Source organism: Bacillus sp. EKM501B, from assembly GCF_011800505.1.
Taxonomy (GTDB): Bacteria; Bacillota; Bacilli; order Bacillales; family Bacillaceae_G; genus Bacillus_A; species Bacillus_A cereus.
The window spans coordinates 484,405-501,427 of record NZ_JAALFZ010000002.1; the positions used below are offsets into that span (position 1 = coordinate 484,405).

Here is a 17,023-nt window from a genome sequence, read left to right on the forward strand (position 1 = left end):
TCACCCCATCAATTCAAAATGATACGAAGCAGCACTTAACGCGTATAACGGCGCCGTTTCTGTTCTTAAAATTCTTGGTCCTAAACTACATGGTACAAATTTATGTTCACGAAGCGCTGTAATCTCTTCCTCAGCTAAACCGCCTTCTGGGCCAAATACAATCAATAGCTTTTGACCTGGTTTCATTGTCGTTAAAGCTTTCGCAAAATTAGATTTCTCACCTTGTTTTGCTTCCTCTTCGTAAGCAACAAGACAAACATCATACTCACCACTCATTGAAAGCAATTGCTTAAATGATGCCGGAGCATGTACTTCTGGAATTTCACTTCTATGTGATTGTTCCGCAGCTTCTTTCACAATTTTTCTTAAACGCTCAACTTTTTTATCAGCTTTTTTCGCATCCCATTTTACGATAGAGCGAGATGCTTGAAATGGTAAGAATGCAGCTGCCCCAAGCTCAGTTCCTTTTTGAAAAATTAACTCTAGCTTGTCTCCTTTTGGCAGTCCACTTGCAATCGTCACGAAAACAGGAAGTTCACTTGACGCCTCTACCCATTCTACAATAGCCGTATTAATAAATTCACTGGTAATTTCATCAATTGAACATACTGCTGTTTTTCCGTTTACACAGCAATAAATATGATCACCAGCTGACATACGCATCACTCTTGCGATATGATGTACGTCATCACCTACAATGCGAATACTTGTCTCATTTACATATTTCTCTTCTACAAAATAACGTTGCATATAATCACCTTAGTAGAGTTTCGTTCCTTTCGTAAGTCAACACTTACGAAAAGAACGAAACGTTATCATTTTTCATATAACAAACGGCAAGTCTCTCACCTTATAGTGAGAGACTCCCCTTTTCATTATAGACTAAAATCTATATTACGCATTTCGTGCAATAATTGCTACCCAATCTTCCATTCGTAACACTTCTTCAATTGTAAATCCAGCTTGTTCTAACGCCTCAGAAATTACTTTTTCCTTCGCAGCAATAATGCCCGATGTAATAAATAATCCACCTGACTTCACAACTCTTGCTGCATCTTCAGGGAATAATAGAATAATTTCTGCTAATAAGTTAGCTACGATTAAATCAACAGGACCTTCAATGCCTTCTAAAAGACTATTTTGTCCAACAGACACGATATCATCTGTTTTATTTAAACGTACATTCATTTCTGCACTTTCAACCGCAACCGGATCTAAATCATATGCTTGAACAGAAGACGCACCTAATTTTGCAGCCGCAATACTAAGTACACCAGAACCTGTTCCTACATCAATAATAGTGTCACCTGGCTGTACTGTTTTTTCTAAAGCACGGATACACATCGTTGTTGTCGGATGAGTTCCTGTACCAAACGCCATACCCGGGTCTAATTCAATGATTTTTTCATCAGGAGAAGATGGTGTATATTCTTCCCAAGTCGGTACGATTGTGAATGTATCAGAAATTTGTACTGGATGGTAATATTTTTTCCAAGCAGTAGCCCAATCTTCTTCATTGACTTCGTTAACGGTAATATTTCCAGTACCAATTTCGATGTCGTAAGATGGAAGCACATCAATAGATGATTTTACACCTGCAATCGTTTCATGTAAAGAATCCGTTTGCGGGAAATACGCTTTTATTAATACACCTTCCGCCGGATATTCATCTGGGTTCAATGCATAAATTTCACCATATTGTTGCTCGCGCTCTTTCGTTAACTCCGCTGGATCCTCAATCGCAACTCCACTAGCACCAGCTTCATGTAAAATATGAGAGACAGCTTCTACTGCTTCTTCTGTTGTATGAATACTAATTTCTGACCATTTCACAATTTACCAACTCCATTTTTTATTTCCATTATTCCCCTTTGAAAGCACGTTTAAGCTTTCCGAATAAACTATCATCCTGCTCTTCTTGTCCTGCAAATTCACGTAATAAATCTTTTTGCTGCGAAGTCAATTTCGTCGGTACAACAACACGAACGACTACATATTGATCTCCTTGGCCGTATCCACGTACGTTCGGAGCACCTTTTCCTTTTAAGCGGAATTCTGTTCCAGTTTGTGTTCCTGCTGGAATTTTCAGCTTCACTTTACCATGAACAGTAGGAACTTCCACTTCATCACCAAGCGCCATTTGCGCAAATGTTAATGGCATTTCGCAAATAATGTGATCTCCTTCACGCTCGAAGAATTCATGATTTCTTACATGAACGACAACATATAAGTCTCCTGCTGGTCCGCCATTTACGCCGGCTTCACCTTTTCCAGACACACGAATTTGTTGACCATTATCGATACCCGCTGGAATTTTAACATTGATTTTTTTACGTTTACGAACTTTACCTGAACCGTGACATGTCGTACATTTTTCTTTAATAATTTGTCCAGTTCCTGAACAATGACCACAAGCTTGACGGTTTACGATACGACCAAACGGTGTGTTTTGTTCTACACTCACTTGACCAGAGCCTGAACAATGTTTACATGTTTCTTTTGAAGTTCCTGGTTTTGCTCCACTACCTTTACAAGTATCACATGGATCTTCTACTGGAATTTCCACATTTAATTCCTTACCAAAAATAGCTTCTTCAAAATCTAAAGTGACTTGATATTGTAAGTCAGCACCTTGGCGCGGAGCATTTGGATCACGACGTCTGCCGCCGCCACCGCCAAAGAAAGAACTAAATATATCTTCAAAACCGAAGCCACCGCCGAAGTCTCCTCCGCCGCCAAATCCACCGAATCCTTGATTTGCACCAGCATGACCAAATTGATCGTACTGTGCACGCTTTTGATCATCACTTAACACTTCGTATGCTTCTTGTACTTCTTTAAACTTTTCAATTGCATTTTCTTCTTTGCTTACGTCTGGATGGTATTTTTTAGCCAAACGACGATACGCTTTTTTAATTTCATCTGTTGAAGCGCCCTTGCTAAGTCCAAGGACCTCATAATAGTCTCGTTTACTCATAAATTTACAACCCCCGAATCTTTCACATAAACGTAATTTTAACACCGAAAGAAAGTGCTTTGCAACAAAGTTTCCTCACTTACAGTATGCAAAGCGAAAAACTTAAGATCCTCACACATCGCTTCTCATTCGTGAAAAAAGCCAAAGTCAAGGCACGCTTGACTTTGACTTTTTGTCATCTTACTTATTATGTTTACAGTTGAATTACTTGTCTTCTTTTACTTCTTCAAACTCAGCGTCAACTACATTGTCTTTCTTTGCGCCAGCGTCTTGTGCACCTTGCGCACCTTCTGCTTGACCGGCAGCTGCTTGAGCCTGCTCGTATAATTTAACAGTTAATTGTTGTACGATTTCTTGTAAAGCATCTTTTTTCGCACGAATTTCTTCAAGCTCGTTTTTCTCAATTGCAGCTTGTAATGCTTCTTTCGCTTCTGTTGCTTTTGCAACTTCAGCTGCATCTACTTTACCTTCTAAATCTTTTACAACTTTGTCTGTTTGGAATACAAGTTGGTCAGCTTCGTTACGAAGTTCTACTTCTTCCTTACGTTTTTGGTCAGCGTCAGCATTTGCTTCCGCTTCTTGTACCATACGTTCTACTTCTTCATCAGAAAGACCTGAAGAAGATTGGATTGTAATAGCTTGCTCTTTGCTTGTTCCTAAGTCTTTCGCACGTACGTTAACGATACCGTTCGCATCAATATCGAATGTTACTTCGATTTGTGGAATACCACGTGGTGCTGGTGGAAGGTCAGTTAATTGGAAACGACCTAACGTTTTGTTGTCAGCTGACATTGGACGCTCACCTTGTAATACGTGAATGTCTACTGCTGGTTGATTATCAGCAGCTGTCGAGAATACTTGTGACTTACTTGTTGGAATTGTAGTGTTACGCTCGATTAATTTCGTGAACACGCCACCCATAGTTTCAATACCTAAAGAAAGTGGAGTTACGTCTAATAATAGAACGCCTTCTACATCACCAGTAAGTACGCCACCTTGAACTGCAGCACCTAATGCTACAACTTCATCAGGGTTTACACCTTTATATGGCTCTTTACCAGTTTCACGTTTAATAGCTTCTTGTACAGCTGGGATACGAGTAGATCCACCAACAAGAATAACTTTATCTAATTCGCTTGGAGCAAAACCAGCGTCTTTTAATGCACGACGAGTTGGCTCTAATGTTCTTTCAACAAGACCTGCTGAAAGCTCTTCGAATTTCGCTCTTGTTAACGTTAATTCTAAGTGTAATGGACCAGCAGCTCCAGCACTAATGAATGGTAATGAAATTTGAGTTTGTGTTACACCAGAAAGATCTTTTTTCGCTTTTTCAGCTGCATCTTTCAAGCGTTGAAGCGCCATTTTATCTTGGCTTAAATCAATGTTATTTTCTTTTTTGAACTCAGCTACTAAGTGATCGATGATAACTTGGTCAAAGTCATCGCCACCAAGACGGTTGTCACCAGCAGTTGAAATAACTTCGAATGTGCCGTCTGCTAACTCAAGGATAGATACGTCAAATGTACCGCCACCTAAGTCATATACTAAGATTTTTTGTTCTTCGTCTTGTTTTTCTAAACCGTAAGCAAGTGCTGCTGCTGTTGGCTCGTTAATAATACGCTCAACTTCTAAACCAGCGATACGACCAGCATCTTTCGTTGCTTGACGCTCTGCATCGTTGAAGTATGCAGGTACTGTAATAACAGCTTTCGTTACTGTTTCACCTAAGTATGCTTCAGCAGAAGCTTTTAAGTTTTGTAAAATGATTGCAGAAATTTCTTGAGGTGTATAATCTTTACCTTCAACTTCTACTTTGTAGTCTGTACCCATATGACGTTTAACAGACATGATTGTATTTGGGTTTGTAATTGCTTGGCGCTTTGCAACTTCCCCAACTTGACGTTCTTCATTTTTGAAAGCTACAACAGAAGGTGTTGTACGGTTTCCTTCTGGATTTGGGATAACCTTTGGTTCTCCACCTTCCATAACAGCTACACAAGAGTTTGTTGTACCTAAGTCAATACCGATAATTTTACTCATGGCGAATCCTCCTAGTTTTATGTAAATTATTGATTTACTTTTACCATTGATGGGCGAATCACACGGTCTTTTAGTTTATAACCTTTTTGGAATTCTTCCACAACCGCGTTTGATTCAAATTCACTATCTTCCACTTGCATAATAGCTTGGTGTTCATTAGGATCAAACTGTTTACCAACAGCTTCAATCACTTCCACACCTTCTTTAGTCAGCGCTTCTAACAATTGACGATGCACCATTTCCATACCTTGTAACAAGGATTTCGTTTGCTCATCAGTCGCTTCCACTTGCATTGCTCTTTCAAAATTATCAAGAGCTGGCAAGATGTCTGAAACTAGACTTTGTGCTCTATATTTTTCAGCAGCCTGTTTATCCATTTGGACACGGCGCTTATAATTTTCAAAATCAGCTTGTAGACGTAATGTGCGACCTTCCGTTTCCGTTAGTTTCGCTTGTAGCTCATCTACTTTTTCTTGTAAAAGAGCAGCCTCACTTTTTTCTTCTACAGTTTCTTCACTGTTTTCTGGCGTGACAGCTTCTTCAACTTGCGCTTCTTTTACTTCTTCTACCACTTGTTCGTTACGCTCTTCCACAATATTCACCTCCTTAAAAGGTATTAGGTATCATGCATAGCATGATTACCTAAGCATTATATATTACACACAGCAATGAAAATTTCATCACTTGAGCGAATGTATTACTCTCATTTACTTTTTAAGTCCATCAGTAAATTGTCTCGTAAATAACTGTAACAAACTAATTACACGAGAATATTGCATTCTCGTAGGACCTAAAATAGCAATTGTTCCAAGTTGCTCTTCGCCGATTGAATATGTTGCAGAAATTAAACTACAATCCTCCATAGCCGTCGAAGAGTTTTCCCTACCAATTTTCACTTGAATCCCGACTTGTTTATGACGCAAAATGTCATAAAATTCGGCTTCATTATCAATCATGGTAAGTAAAGATCTAACCTTTTGAATGTCATGGAACTCTGGCTGCGAAAGCATATTTGCTTTTCCTCCAAAGTATATCTTTTCCGATAACGGAACTTGAAATGTACCATCCAACATTTTTATTGCACTATCGTAATTATGAACATACCCACGTAAAACTGTAACAATCTCCTTAAAGATTTTATTATGAAGTTCTTCCATCGGTACGCCAGATAGCTTTTCATTTAAAATATTAACCATTTTTTCTAAATCTGATAAATCAACAGATTCCGGAACGGTAATCGTTTTACTTTGTACATGCCCTGTATCGGTTACAATAATAGCGACAGCAGTTTGACGATCAAGCGGCACAATTTGTACATTTTTAAGTTTATTTGTACTTAACTTCGGTCCAAGAACAATGGCCGTATAATTCGTAAGTTCTGATAAAATTTGAGCAGATTGTTGTGCAATTTTTTCCGCTTCAAAAATTCTTTCAGCAAATAAATCTTTAATTTGTACAATTTCAGCGTTCGGTAAGTTTTGCGGTGCTAAAAGATGGTCTACATAAAATCGGTAGCCTTTCTCAGAAGGAACACGTCCAGAAGAACTGTGCGTTTTTTCAATAAAACCTAATTCTTCTAAGTCCGCCATTTCATTTCGAATAGTAGCTGAACTAAATGTAATTTCATCTTTTTTAGCCAACGTTCTAGACCCAACGGGCTGCGCTGATCCAATAAAGTCATCAATAATTGTTTGTAAAATTAAGAGCTGACGTTCCGTAAGCATCTCATCATCACCTCTGTTAGCACTCTTTGTCTTTGAGTGCTAAATCTATTAATAACTTACCAAAATTGACATTCAATTGTCAACGGAAACGTCACGAAATAATGAAACTTTTTCACGCCTATGGAACATTTAATTAGTCAATCAAAAATGATTGGAATACTTCATTCCCTAATAATTTTCCTTTTCGCGTTAAACGCACATGTCCATCTTCCTCTTCAAGCAATCCCTGCTCTTGGTTGCTTTGTAACTGCTTCGCGAAAACTTGATCCATCTCTACATTAAATTTATTGCGGAACGCCGTTTTAGAAACACCTTTTGTTTTTCGAAGCCCTAAGAACAGCTCTTCTTCCATTCTTTCTTTCTCCGTCACTTTGTGAACATCTAAATACGGAAATCCTGTTTCATCAATTTTATTAAAATATTGCTTCAGCGGACCTACATTTTGAATACGTTCCCCGTTCACATAACTATGAGCTCCAGCTCCAAATCCATAATACTCTTCATTATTCCAGTATGTGAGATTATGTCTACTTTTATTGTCACCTTTTGAGAAATTACTAATTTCATACTGGTTATAACCGTGTTTCTCCATTTCATCCATTACTATTTCATACATTTTCGCTTCATGGTCTTCACCCGGAAGACGCAATTTCCCTTTGTTCATTAAGTTATAAAACACTGTTTTAGGTTCCACAATTAATGAATATGCAGAGAAATGTTGTACACCAAGCGTAAAAGCAATATCTAATGTTTCTTTTACATCTTCTATCGTCTGTCCTGGCAAAGCATAAATAATATCTACATTAATATTTTTAAATCCTACTTCCTGTGCTTCTCGAATCGCGAGGAATGCATCTTCCCTCGTATGCTTGCGCCCGATTTTCTCAAGCAGTTCATCACGGAACGTTTGCACACCAAAACTAATTCGATTCACTCCACCTTCTAGCAGTACATTCAACTTCTCTTTCGGCAGATCTCCTGGATTCGCTTCAAATGTTAATTCACAATTTGGGGCGAACGGACGCAAATGACGATTAATAATCTCGAGTAATTTTTTTGTCTGTTCCATATTTAACGCTGTCGGAGTTCCCCCGCCCACAAAAATCGTTTTTATACTATCAAACGGAACTTTTTGAACCGTATTTATTATTTCCTTCTCTAAATAATCTAAATATTGATCAACCGGTTGGCGTTCAATAAACACTTTATTAAAATCACAATAGTGACAAATGTGCTGACAAAACGGAATATGAATATATGCAGCTTGTACCAAATATAACTCCTACCTTTCTAAAAAGAAAACCTCCGCACTCCGGAGGGTTCTCTACTTCTCTAACGTATTACGAATTTGTTCCATTCGCATTTTTCCCCAATCATACATCATTTCAACGATCGGTAAAAGTGACATGCCTAGTTCCGTCATATAATACTCAACGCGAGGAGGAATTTCGGGATATACTGTCCGATCAACAATTCCATCTTCCATTAACTCTTTTAATTGGTTCGACAAAACTTTATGAGAAATGCTTGGGAATAACCGTTGTAATTCACTGAAACGATGTGGTCCTTCCACACCAAGATGCCACAGTATCACAACTTTCCACTTTCCACTAATAATAGAAAGCGTCAATTCCTTTTCACAATTAAAATTACCATTTTGTATTTTATCTTGAATATCTTTTCGAATATTTTCGGACATTAACAATCTCCTAACTCTATATGAACTAAAAAGCTCTCTCATTATTGTAAATGAGAGCTGCTCAGATGTCTAAAAAGTAATTATACAGAAAAAAGAAGCCGCACAAACGACTTCTTTTTTATTTCAAATATTAGTTGTCATCCATTTTCAGTACAGCCATAAATGCCTCTTGCGGTACTTCTACAGAACCAACAGACTTCATACGTTTTTTACCTTCTTTTTGCTTATCAAGAAGTTTACGCTTACGAGAAATGTCACCGCCGTAACATTTTGCAAGTACGTTTTTACGCATCGCTTTAATTGTAGAACGTGCTACAACTTTATTTCCGATAGTCGCCTGAATTGGCACTTCAAATTGTTGTCTCGGAATTAATTCTTTTAATTTCTCTACGATTACTTTACCACGGTCATACGCTGAATCACGGTGTACGATAAATGATAAAGCATCCACTTGTTCATTATTTAAAAGAATATCCATTTTCACAAGTTTAGATGGTTTATAGCCAATTAACTCGTAGTCAAATGATGCATACCCTTTCGTATTTGATTTCAATTGATCGAAGAAGTCATATACGATTTCTGATAACGGGATTTCATATGTTAATGTAACACGCGTTTCATCTAAATATTGCATATCAATAAACGTTCCACGTTTACCTTGGCAAATCTCCATTACAGCTCCAACATAGTCATTCGGAACCATAATTGAAGCCTTCACAAACGGCTCTTCTACACGATCGATAGACTGTGGATCTGGCATATTAGATGGGTTATCAACAATAACATCTTCACCGTTAGTTAAATAAACTTTATAAATAACGCTTGGCGCTGTTGTAATTAAGTCAATCTTAAATTCACGTTCAATACGTTCTTGAATGATTTCCATGTGAAGAAGCCCTAAGAAACCACAACGGAAACCAAATCCTAGCGCTTGAGATGTTTCTGGTTCAAACTCAAGAGCAGAATCGTTTAACTCTAATTTTTCTAATGCATCACGTAAATCGTTATAACGAGCAGAGTCAATTGGATACAGACCACAGAATACCATCGGATTTAACTTACGGTAACCTGCTAACGGCTCTGCAGCTGGACGTTTCGCATGCGTAATCGTATCACCAACACGTGTGTCACCAACATTTTTAATCGATGCTGCTAAGAAACCTACATCACCTACTGTTAACTCGTCACGTTGCGTAGTTTTCGGTGTAAATACACCTACTTCTGTTACTTCAAATTCTTTACCCGTTGCCATCATACGTACTTTATCGCCAACTTTTACTGTTCCATTTACAACACGGATATAAGCAATTACACCGCGGTACGGATCATATAAAGAGTCGAAAATCATACATTGTAATGGCTCTTCTGAATCACCCGAAGGAGCTGGTACTTTTTCAACAATTTGTTCTAAAATTTCTTCAATACCAATTCCAGCTTTCGCAGAAGCAAGTACCGCTTCTGATGCATCTAAACCAATTACATCTTCTACCTCTTGACGTACACGTTCTGGATCCGCACTTGGTAAGTCGATTTTATTAATAACTGGTAAAATTTCTAAATTGTTATCAAGCGCTAAGTATACGTTTGCTAACGTTTGCGCTTCAATACCTTGCGCTGCATCTACTACAAGAATCGCGCCTTCACAAGCCGCTAAACTACGAGATACTTCGTACGTAAAGTCGACATGTCCTGGTGTATCAATTAAATGAAGAATATACTCTTCACCATCTTTTGCTTTATAGTTTAATTGTACTGCGTTTAATTTGATTGTAATACCACGCTCACGCTCTAAATCCATAGAGTCAAGCAACTGAGCTTTCATTTCGCGTTGTGTTAACGCGTTTGTTTTCTCTAAAATACGGTCTGCTAACGTTGATTTTCCGTGGTCAATATGAGCAATAATAGAGAAATTACGAATTTTGGACTGTCTTTTTGCTCTTTCTTCTTTATTCATCTATGTTCTCAACTCCTAATAGTCTCGCCAATATACACTAGCACTGATTATATCAATAGAGCAACAAAGATTCAATGAAAACTCGTGCTGCTTACGATACAAATCATTCTATCTATATCTTATGCGAATAAACCATAAGAGACAAACCCTTTTCAAATTTTAAAACGGCTGTCTTACAAATCAGTAAAACAACCGCCTCCCATGTTACTCTTAGCTAAAAATTCCTTTTATTTTCCCAACAACTATATCCGTCCCGAACTTCGTCATTTCATAAGCTACACTTGCTACCGCCATCCCAATTCCTTCTACAACATTAAAACTTCTTAAACGTTCTAATTGCTGTTGTTTTTCTGAGGCCGAAAACGAGCTACCCAAAATTTCTGATTCAGCACCTGTACTTTCTGTCCCTGTCATATGAGCTATTTGTTCATATGACAATTGCTGATAGCCTTTCATACTTTTCAAACCATGATTAGCAAGTGCCACTCCTGCTATCATCATAAGTAAACATAAAGCTACACTACATATACACAAAAGCGCAAAGCGACTCAAACCATAATCATCTGTTCCCCTCAATGTGTATATGCTCCCGTATTATCTTGATCAATTTGATGATGTAGCGCTGCATTTAAACCACTCGCTATTACATTCGCCATATCCTCAATAAAAGTATCTACTTCTTTTGGGGTTACCATTAAATTATGACCAAGAGGAGATAGCACTTCATAAATCAGCCTTCTTTTTTCTTCTTCTTCCAATGTACCAACAGCACCTAAAAACATATTTCTGCTCTTTTCATCCGGCATATCTTCTTCTGTTAATTTTTTCTTTTCTCCAAATGAAAATCCCGCTGGTAACAAAGATCGTGAAGGTTTATTTCCTTCTTTCATCTCTCGACCAAAATGTTTCAAAATAAAATCAATCGTATCACTTGTAATCGAAACAGCATCGACCACAGTCGGAACACCAATTGCGATAACAGGGATACCTAATGTGTCTTTACTTAGTTCTTTACGTTTATTCCCAACCCCCGAACCAGGATGGATTCCAGTATCAGAAATTTGTATCGTGCTATTTACTCGTTCAATAGAACGGGCAGCTAATGCATCAATTGCAATTACAAAGTCCGGGTTCGTCTTCTCAATAATTCCATAAATAACATCGCTCGTTTCGATTCCTGTAATCCCCATTACCCCCGGCCGAATTGCACTAACAGGCCTAAATCCTTCTTCTACACTTTCAGGCTGCAATTGAAACAAATGTCTCGTTACTAATACATTCTCTACAACTATCGGTCCAAGAGCATCTGGTGTTACATTCCAATTCCCAAGACCTACAATTAAACAGCTTGCTTCTTTTGTAACTCCAACCTCTTCTAAGAAACAAGAAAATTCTTTTGCAAAAATACGCTCCACTTTTTGTTGAAGTTCTGTATCTTGCTGACGTATCCCTTGTACTTCAAGTGTTAAATAATTTCCAGGTTTTTTCCCCATCGCTTCAGAGGCAGCTTCATCAATCGTTACTTTTGTAATTATAGTACCTTCTTCTTCTCTCTCTTTTACAATAACTCCCTGTATCCCTTTTTGTTCTTCTTGGCTTTCTTGCAACATTTGATGAGCTTCTACAGCAAGGTCAGTTCTAATGCTATATTTACTTAAATCTAATGGTTCTTTCATCGTATCTCCTCCGTAATTCATAGTAAATATCGTTAGATTTCCCAAAGTTATATAAGGTCATTCTTTCCTTTACGTGAAATTTCATGGATATACTATTGCAATTCTCTTCACCGTTTGATAGAATATCACTTGTTCTATGTAAGAATCGAGTCATTCGATTGCACCAGGGAGGTGAAAAGTATGGCAAACATCAAATCTGCTATCAAACGCGCTAAACTTAGCGAAGAGCGTCGTGCACATAACGCTTCTATCAAGTCTGACATGCGTTCTGCTGTTAAAACTGTAGAAGCTTTAGTTACTAATAACGATCTTGAAAATGCTAAAGAAGCTTTCAAAACTGCTTCTAAAAAACTTGACAAAGCAGCTCGTAAAGGTCTTATCCACCAAAACGCTGCAGCTCGTCAAAAATCTCGCTTAGCGAAACAAGTAAACGCGTAAGGCGTTTAAAAAACGATCCATTTGGATCGTTTTTTTATATACAAAAAAGTTCATGCACTAAGTGCATGAACTTTTTTGTGTCATCACATATGATTTAATCGCATTAAGAAAAATTCGAGCACAAGCTTCTTATCCATCTTTCCCGTCTTCATACTATAATCAGCTTCCGCTAATTCTATAATCACTTTTTTTAATTCTTCAAAAGAGAAAAACTTCGTTTGATTCATTGCTAACTTTACACGATACGGATGTACACCAATATGAGACGCAATTTGATTTTGTCCATAACCACGTTGCTGTAGCTCTTTCACTTGATACAACAAGCGGAATTGACTCACTAATAACGCAAGCAATTTAATCGGCTCTTCCTGCTGCGTAAATAATCCATCCAAAATTTGCATTGCACCTGCAATATCTTTTTTCACCACTTTTTCTGTCAAAGCAAATACATTTTGCTCAACTGATTTTGGCACAAGCTCTGCAACAAGTTTCGTCGTAATCTCTCCGCCCATACCAACGTATAACGTTAACTTGTCCATTTCCTTCGCCAACATCGTTACATTACTTCCCACAAGTTCTAGCAACAAACTAACAGCCGCGTTATCAATATGCACATGCACTTCATCTGCACGAGCAACAATCCACTTCTGAACATCCTGTACTTGCATTGCATTCGCTTCTACTACATCTGCTGTTTTCTTTAATAGTTTTGTAATTTTTTTTCGCTCATCAAGTTTTTCGTAAGGCGCAACAAAAACAAGAATAGAAAATGGAGAAGGTTCACCAATGTATTCTTCTAAAATTTTTATATTTTGCTCTAACTTTTCTTTTTGCGAAGTCAAAAATAGCGGTGATTTTATTAACAGTACTTTCCGTTCTCCGAAGAAAGGAAGCGTACGCGCATCCTCAACCACATCTTCTAAATACGCTTCTTCTAAATCGTATGTCACAACATTAAACTCTCGATCTTCTTCTTCAAGTGCTTCTGTCGTAATAAGCTTTATCGTTTCATTTATAAAAAAAGCTTCCGTTCCATATATTAAATATAACGGAGCAAACTGTTTCTTTTTAATTTTTTTATGTATATCACTCATACTTTTTCCTACTCCCTAACTTGGCAATATATATTTATACTAATGCCCTAGCTTTTGTTTTACAAGTACAAAGGAACAGGCTTTATAACCCGTCCCTTTATTTATATTAAACGCCACGCAATAAGCCCCGGGTTTCTTATTGGTGTGCGGTAATCACCTTCCCTTTATTATTCGCAATAAAAATTTGAGTATAAGTGCCAACTGTTAACATGCTTGGAAACGAAAAACTCACATTACTTCATGATTTACAAGTAACAAAAAAGCTCGTTTTCTCTTCATATGGAAATTGTAGATTTTTTTCTGACAATATTTTATACTAAAGTGGAATGTTGGGGAGGGATTCTAAATGAATGATTTTGAACAAAACGTTCAAAGTAAACGCAATGACGCTATTGATTCAGGGGTAGGATTTATCGTCTCATTTGGTTTTTTCGCAACACTTTTCATCATTGCAACTGTTATTAAATTTATCGGTTCTTAAAGACTGCCACTTCATGGCAGTCTTCTCTTTTTCATCTATTATGTGTTTTATCATATGTGATTTTACTTTTAAAGGTTCCATTTTTCCCTTTAAAAACATAGGAAATAGCACCTTGCTTGTCCGTGCGCCATATCGCACTCCCCATCTTCTCAAAACGCTCTATCACTTCTTTATGCGGGTGTCCATACCTATTCTGCTTACCAACAGATATAATCGCTACACGAGGCTGTATGACGTTCAAAAAAGGCTCTATAGATGACGTATCACTCCCATGATGAGCAACTTTTAAAACATCTACTTGTAAATCTGGATATGCCTCTACTAAAATCTTTTCCCCTTCTTCTTCCAAATCGCCTGTAAATAGCCACTTCACCCCTCCAAATTTTGCCCATATTACAATTGAAGCGTTATTTTCACTTTTTTCTTTTCCTTTTGGAGCTAAAACAAAAAATTCCGCTTCATTTACACTCCAACTCTCCCCTTCCCCCACTTCAGTTATTTTCATTTCCTTTTCTAATGCCTGTTTCTTGACTACTTTTTCTAATACTGCATCTTTTCCCTTTCGGCCAAATACCACTTCTTTTACAGGTATATATGATAATAATTCTTGCGCAGCACCTATATGATCTGCATCTCCATGCGTTACGATTAATTTATCAATTGTTTTAATACCTTCTTTTTGTAAAAAGGGTATTAAAACATCATTTCCAACAGAAAATTCATGCTTTTTTTGTTGCCATTCTTCCTTATTCACACGAAGCGTTCCACCTGTATCAATAAGATAAATCCCTTTATCATACGGAAGGCGAATTAATATTGCATCACCTTGTCCAACATCAATAAATGTTACACTTCCGCTTCCTCTAAAATATGGATATATATAATGACATGTGCTAATAAAAAGAAATACACTCGCAACTATACAAACTATTTTTTTCGGCGCTCTCCGTTCCCAAACCATCAATATGCTGACAATACTCGCGCAATATACAGCTACAAGATTGAAGGGCGTTTCCCCGAAGATAAGCTGGGTAAATGGTAAACTTTCACAATAACTTAGAAAATCATTAGACATACTCAAGCCTATTGATAATACATCGGCAAATCCTTTTGCGAGAAACGGGACAATTGGCATACACAGTAAAATAATAATGCTACATGGTAATACAATGATAGATAAAAACGGAACGTATAAGAGATTGAGGAGAATGCTATATGGAGAAAAATAACCAAAGTGATATAACAAAATCGGAGTACTAACGAGCTGTGAAATGATAGAAATATAAATAGAATTCCGGATTACTCCGTTGCTACTTCCTAACAATAACGGAGCAGACAAAAGTAAAGCGAAGCTACCTACAAAAGAAAACTGAAATCCAATATTAAAAACAAGATAAGGGTCATATATAAGCATGCATATAGCTGTTACACTTAAAGCATCTAAACTAGACAAACGAATCGAGCACATAAAAGCAATCAACATCAAAACTCCTGTTATAGAAGCTCTTATAACAGAGGGTGACGCCCCTGCTAAAACCATATACAAAGGAATACAAACGATAAGGCAAATTGTTGCTACCTCCCTTGTCACACCGCTTCTTAGCAAAATAAAATATACTATCACCATTAACAATACAATGTGCGAACCTGAAATTGCTAACAAATGTACAAGACCAAATTGTTGATATTGCTCTTCCACTTCAAACGTCATTTGTTGTCTATCACCAAATATTAATGCATTCATAAAAGCACCTGATTGCTCTGGAAACATTTCTGTAACTTTCGAGATTGCTTGTTGCCTCAAAAGAAGAATCCATTGCGTGAGCGACAGTGATGTTTTATAGCATTCAGAAATATATGTAGCCTCAAATGTAAAATGAATATGTTGTTTGTATAAATAATCACGGTAATTAAAACCATGAAAATTCCGAGCTGTTTCCGGTTCTTTCCTCTCACCCTCGAATACACATGATATCCCCGCGTATAATTGTTGCATTTTTTTCTTTTCCAAGACTGATTTGATTCTATAACTTAACTGCACTATATTTTTATTCTGATCTTCAAATTGAAAAGATAGGCGATCCCCATTAACAAGCGGTGTATTTTGTATAACCCCTCTTGTAACTCCATAGGAATCCCCTAGAGGCTTATTCCACGTTTGAACATAGGAAGTGTATATAGCGCTACTAAAGTACGCTACAATACAAAAAATGAAGGTTTTACGCGAAGTGCGATATAAACAGAAGAAAACATTTAAAAAGAGGCAAAAAACTATCAATAAAAGTGACGATGAAAAGGCAATTGCAACCCCTATTATAAACGAGATTGCAACATACCCCCATTGTTCCTGCAACTTATACTCACTCCTTATAGCATCATTTTTGCTTTCGTGAATACATGCTGTAATTCTTCCATTGATAAATTATCTTTTTCTAAAGACGCAAATAATTCTTTCAACTCTGTATAACGTTTTTGCTCCTCTAATGCAGCAATATCATATTCTAGCGGAACGTGCTTCACTGTTACGTTCGCTTGTTCAAATAACTCTATGGCGTATGGATGATTTTTATAATCCTGTGCATAATAAACCGCTGTAATACCACTTTGAATAATTGCCTTACAACATTGTAAACAAGGGAAATGCGTAACGTAAATTTCTGCTTCCTCTGTTTTCGCACCAAACTTGGCACATTGTAATAAAGCATTCATTTCGGCATGAATTGTCCGAACACAATGATTATCGATTACGTAACAACCATCATCTATACAATGTACGCCACCTTTAATTGAACCATTATACCCACCAGCAATAATTCGTTTATCGCGAACGATTGTCGCTCCTACCGCAAGCCTTGTACATGTACTACGCAAAGATAGTAGATGGCTTTGCGTCATAAAATATTGATCCCATGAAATTCGTTCCATATTTTTCACCTACTT

The 17,023-nt window shown here is 37.3% G+C and carries 16 protein-coding genes; 2 read left to right on the forward strand and 14 right to left on the reverse strand.

Translation table 11 applies throughout. From position 1 onward, the window contains the following. From HFD78_RS07320 to gpr, 11 genes are all read right to left on the reverse strand, one after another. Entirely contained in the window at positions 1-750 is a 750-nt protein-coding gene (locus HFD78_RS07320) for a 16S rRNA (uracil(1498)-N(3))-methyltransferase (RefSeq protein ID WP_001190159.1), read from the reverse strand. A 144-nt stretch (positions 751-894) separates the two neighbouring features. Next, a complete protein-coding gene (prmA, locus tag HFD78_RS07325; protein WP_000872103.1) occupies positions 895-1,833 on the reverse strand; it encodes a 50S ribosomal protein L11 methyltransferase in 939 nt (312 codons plus the stop codon). A gap of 28 nt (positions 1,834-1,861) precedes the next feature. Beyond that, positions 1,862-2,977: a chaperone protein DnaJ gene (gene dnaJ / locus HFD78_RS07330; protein WP_000043947.1), complete on the reverse strand. Its 1,116-nt coding sequence runs from the start codon at positions 2,975-2,977 to the stop codon at positions 1,862-1,864. A gap of 204 nt (positions 2,978-3,181) precedes the next feature. After that, positions 3,182-5,017, reverse strand: coding sequence for a chaperone protein DnaK (gene dnaK, locus HFD78_RS07335; RefSeq protein WP_000034700.1), 1,836 nt, complete (start codon positions 5,015-5,017; stop codon positions 3,182-3,184). A 26-nt stretch (positions 5,018-5,043) separates the two neighbouring features. Further along, positions 5,044-5,610 (reverse strand): nucleotide exchange factor GrpE, encoded by a 567-nt coding sequence (grpE, locus tag HFD78_RS07340; protein WP_000392711.1) that lies wholly within the window; start codon positions 5,608-5,610, stop codon positions 5,044-5,046. A gap of 114 nt (positions 5,611-5,724) precedes the next feature. Further along, positions 5,725-6,741, reverse strand: coding sequence for a heat-inducible transcriptional repressor HrcA (hrcA, locus tag HFD78_RS07345; RefSeq protein ID WP_000954941.1), 1,017 nt, complete (start codon positions 6,739-6,741; stop codon positions 5,725-5,727). 133 nt (positions 6,742-6,874) lie between these two features. Then, on the reverse strand, positions 6,875-8,014 hold the full coding sequence (gene hemW, locus HFD78_RS07350) for a radical SAM family heme chaperone HemW (protein ID WP_000249427.1): 1,140 nt from the start codon (positions 8,012-8,014) through the stop codon (positions 6,875-6,877). 51 nt (positions 8,015-8,065) lie between these two features. Then, positions 8,066-8,440 (reverse strand): winged helix-turn-helix transcriptional regulator, encoded by a 375-nt coding sequence (locus HFD78_RS07355; RefSeq protein ID WP_001293539.1) that lies wholly within the window; start codon positions 8,438-8,440, stop codon positions 8,066-8,068. A 130-nt stretch (positions 8,441-8,570) separates the two neighbouring features. Then, positions 8,571-10,394 (reverse strand): elongation factor 4, encoded by a 1,824-nt coding sequence (lepA, locus tag HFD78_RS07360; RefSeq protein ID WP_001030951.1) that lies wholly within the window; start codon positions 10,392-10,394, stop codon positions 8,571-8,573. Positions 10,395-10,604: 210 nt separating this feature from the next. Continuing rightward, the gene (locus HFD78_RS07365; protein ID WP_001215034.1) at positions 10,605-10,970 is read right to left on the reverse strand and encodes a YqxA family protein; all 366 of its coding nucleotides are present in this window, start codon (positions 10,968-10,970) and stop codon (positions 10,605-10,607) included. Further along, the gene (gpr, locus tag HFD78_RS07370; protein ID WP_000662616.1) at positions 10,967-12,070 is read right to left on the reverse strand and encodes a GPR endopeptidase; all 1,104 of its coding nucleotides are present in this window, start codon (positions 12,068-12,070) and stop codon (positions 10,967-10,969) included. The genes HFD78_RS07365 and gpr overlap by 4 nt, the downstream gene beginning before the upstream one ends. 180 nt (positions 12,071-12,250) lie before the next feature. Between gpr and rpsT the strand changes: the two genes are divergently transcribed. After that, positions 12,251-12,508 carry a 30S ribosomal protein S20 gene (rpsT, locus tag HFD78_RS07375; protein ID WP_001274011.1) on the forward strand — a complete coding sequence of 86 codons (258 nt, stop codon included), beginning with the start codon at positions 12,251-12,253 and terminating at the stop codon, positions 12,506-12,508. Positions 12,509-12,591: 83 nt separating this feature from the next. Here rpsT and holA read toward each other — a convergent pair whose 3' ends face one another. Next, on the reverse strand, positions 12,592-13,602 hold the full coding sequence (gene holA, locus HFD78_RS07380) for a DNA polymerase III subunit delta (RefSeq protein ID WP_001279908.1): 1,011 nt from the start codon (positions 13,600-13,602) through the stop codon (positions 12,592-12,594). 346 nt (positions 13,603-13,948) lie between these two features. Here holA and HFD78_RS07385 point away from each other — a divergent pair, with 346 nt between their 5' ends. Continuing rightward, the gene (locus HFD78_RS07385; RefSeq protein ID WP_000997609.1) at positions 13,949-14,083 is read left to right on the forward strand and encodes a YqzM family protein; all 135 of its coding nucleotides are present in this window, start codon (positions 13,949-13,951) and stop codon (positions 14,081-14,083) included. Positions 14,084-14,114: 31 nt separating this feature from the next. Here HFD78_RS07385 and HFD78_RS07390 read toward each other — a convergent pair whose 3' ends face one another. Both HFD78_RS07390 and HFD78_RS07395 read right to left on the reverse strand, forming a co-directional pair. Continuing rightward, on the reverse strand, positions 14,115-16,436 hold the full coding sequence (locus HFD78_RS07390; RefSeq protein WP_001157844.1) for a DNA internalization-related competence protein ComEC/Rec2: 2,322 nt from the start codon (positions 16,434-16,436) through the stop codon (positions 14,115-14,117). 14 nt (positions 16,437-16,450) lie between these two features. Then, on the reverse strand, positions 16,451-17,008 hold the full coding sequence (locus tag HFD78_RS07395; RefSeq protein ID WP_000439773.1) for a ComE operon protein 2: 558 nt from the start codon (positions 17,006-17,008) through the stop codon (positions 16,451-16,453). Between the last annotated feature and the right edge of the window lie 15 nt (positions 17,009-17,023).

Bases quoted from the DNA above. Each gene is read 5' to 3' on its own strand.
- HFD78_RS07355 (WP_001293539.1), bottom strand. From the start codon at position 8,440: ATGTCCGAAAATATTCGAAAAGATATTCAAGATAAAATACAAAATGGT.
- hrcA (WP_000954941.1), bottom strand. From the start codon at position 6,741: ATGCTTACGGAACGTCAGCTCTTAATTTTACAAACAATTATTGATGAC.
- HFD78_RS07395 (WP_000439773.1), bottom strand. From the start codon at position 17,008: ATGGAACGAATTTCATGGGATCAATATTTTATGACGCAAAGCCATCTA.
- HFD78_RS07320 (WP_001190159.1), bottom strand. From the start codon at position 750: ATGCAACGTTATTTTGTAGAAGAGAAATATGTAAATGAGACAAGTATT.
- HFD78_RS07385 (WP_000997609.1), top strand. From the start codon at position 13,949: ATGAATGATTTTGAACAAAACGTTCAAAGTAAACGCAATGACGCTATT.
- holA (WP_001279908.1), bottom strand. From the start codon at position 13,602: ATGAGTGATATACATAAAAAAATTAAAAAGAAACAGTTTGCTCCGTTA.
- dnaJ (WP_000043947.1), bottom strand. From the start codon at position 2,977: ATGAGTAAACGAGACTATTATGAGGTCCTTGGACTTAGCAAGGGCGCT.
- lepA (WP_001030951.1), bottom strand. From the start codon at position 10,394: ATGAATAAAGAAGAAAGAGCAAAAAGACAGTCCAAAATTCGTAATTTC.
- gpr (WP_000662616.1), bottom strand. From the start codon at position 12,070: ATGAAAGAACCATTAGATTTAAGTAAATATAGCATTAGAACTGACCTT.
- dnaK (WP_000034700.1), bottom strand. From the start codon at position 5,017: ATGAGTAAAATTATCGGTATTGACTTAGGTACAACAAACTCTTGTGTA.
- rpsT (WP_001274011.1), top strand. From the start codon at position 12,251: ATGGCAAACATCAAATCTGCTATCAAACGCGCTAAACTTAGCGAAGAG.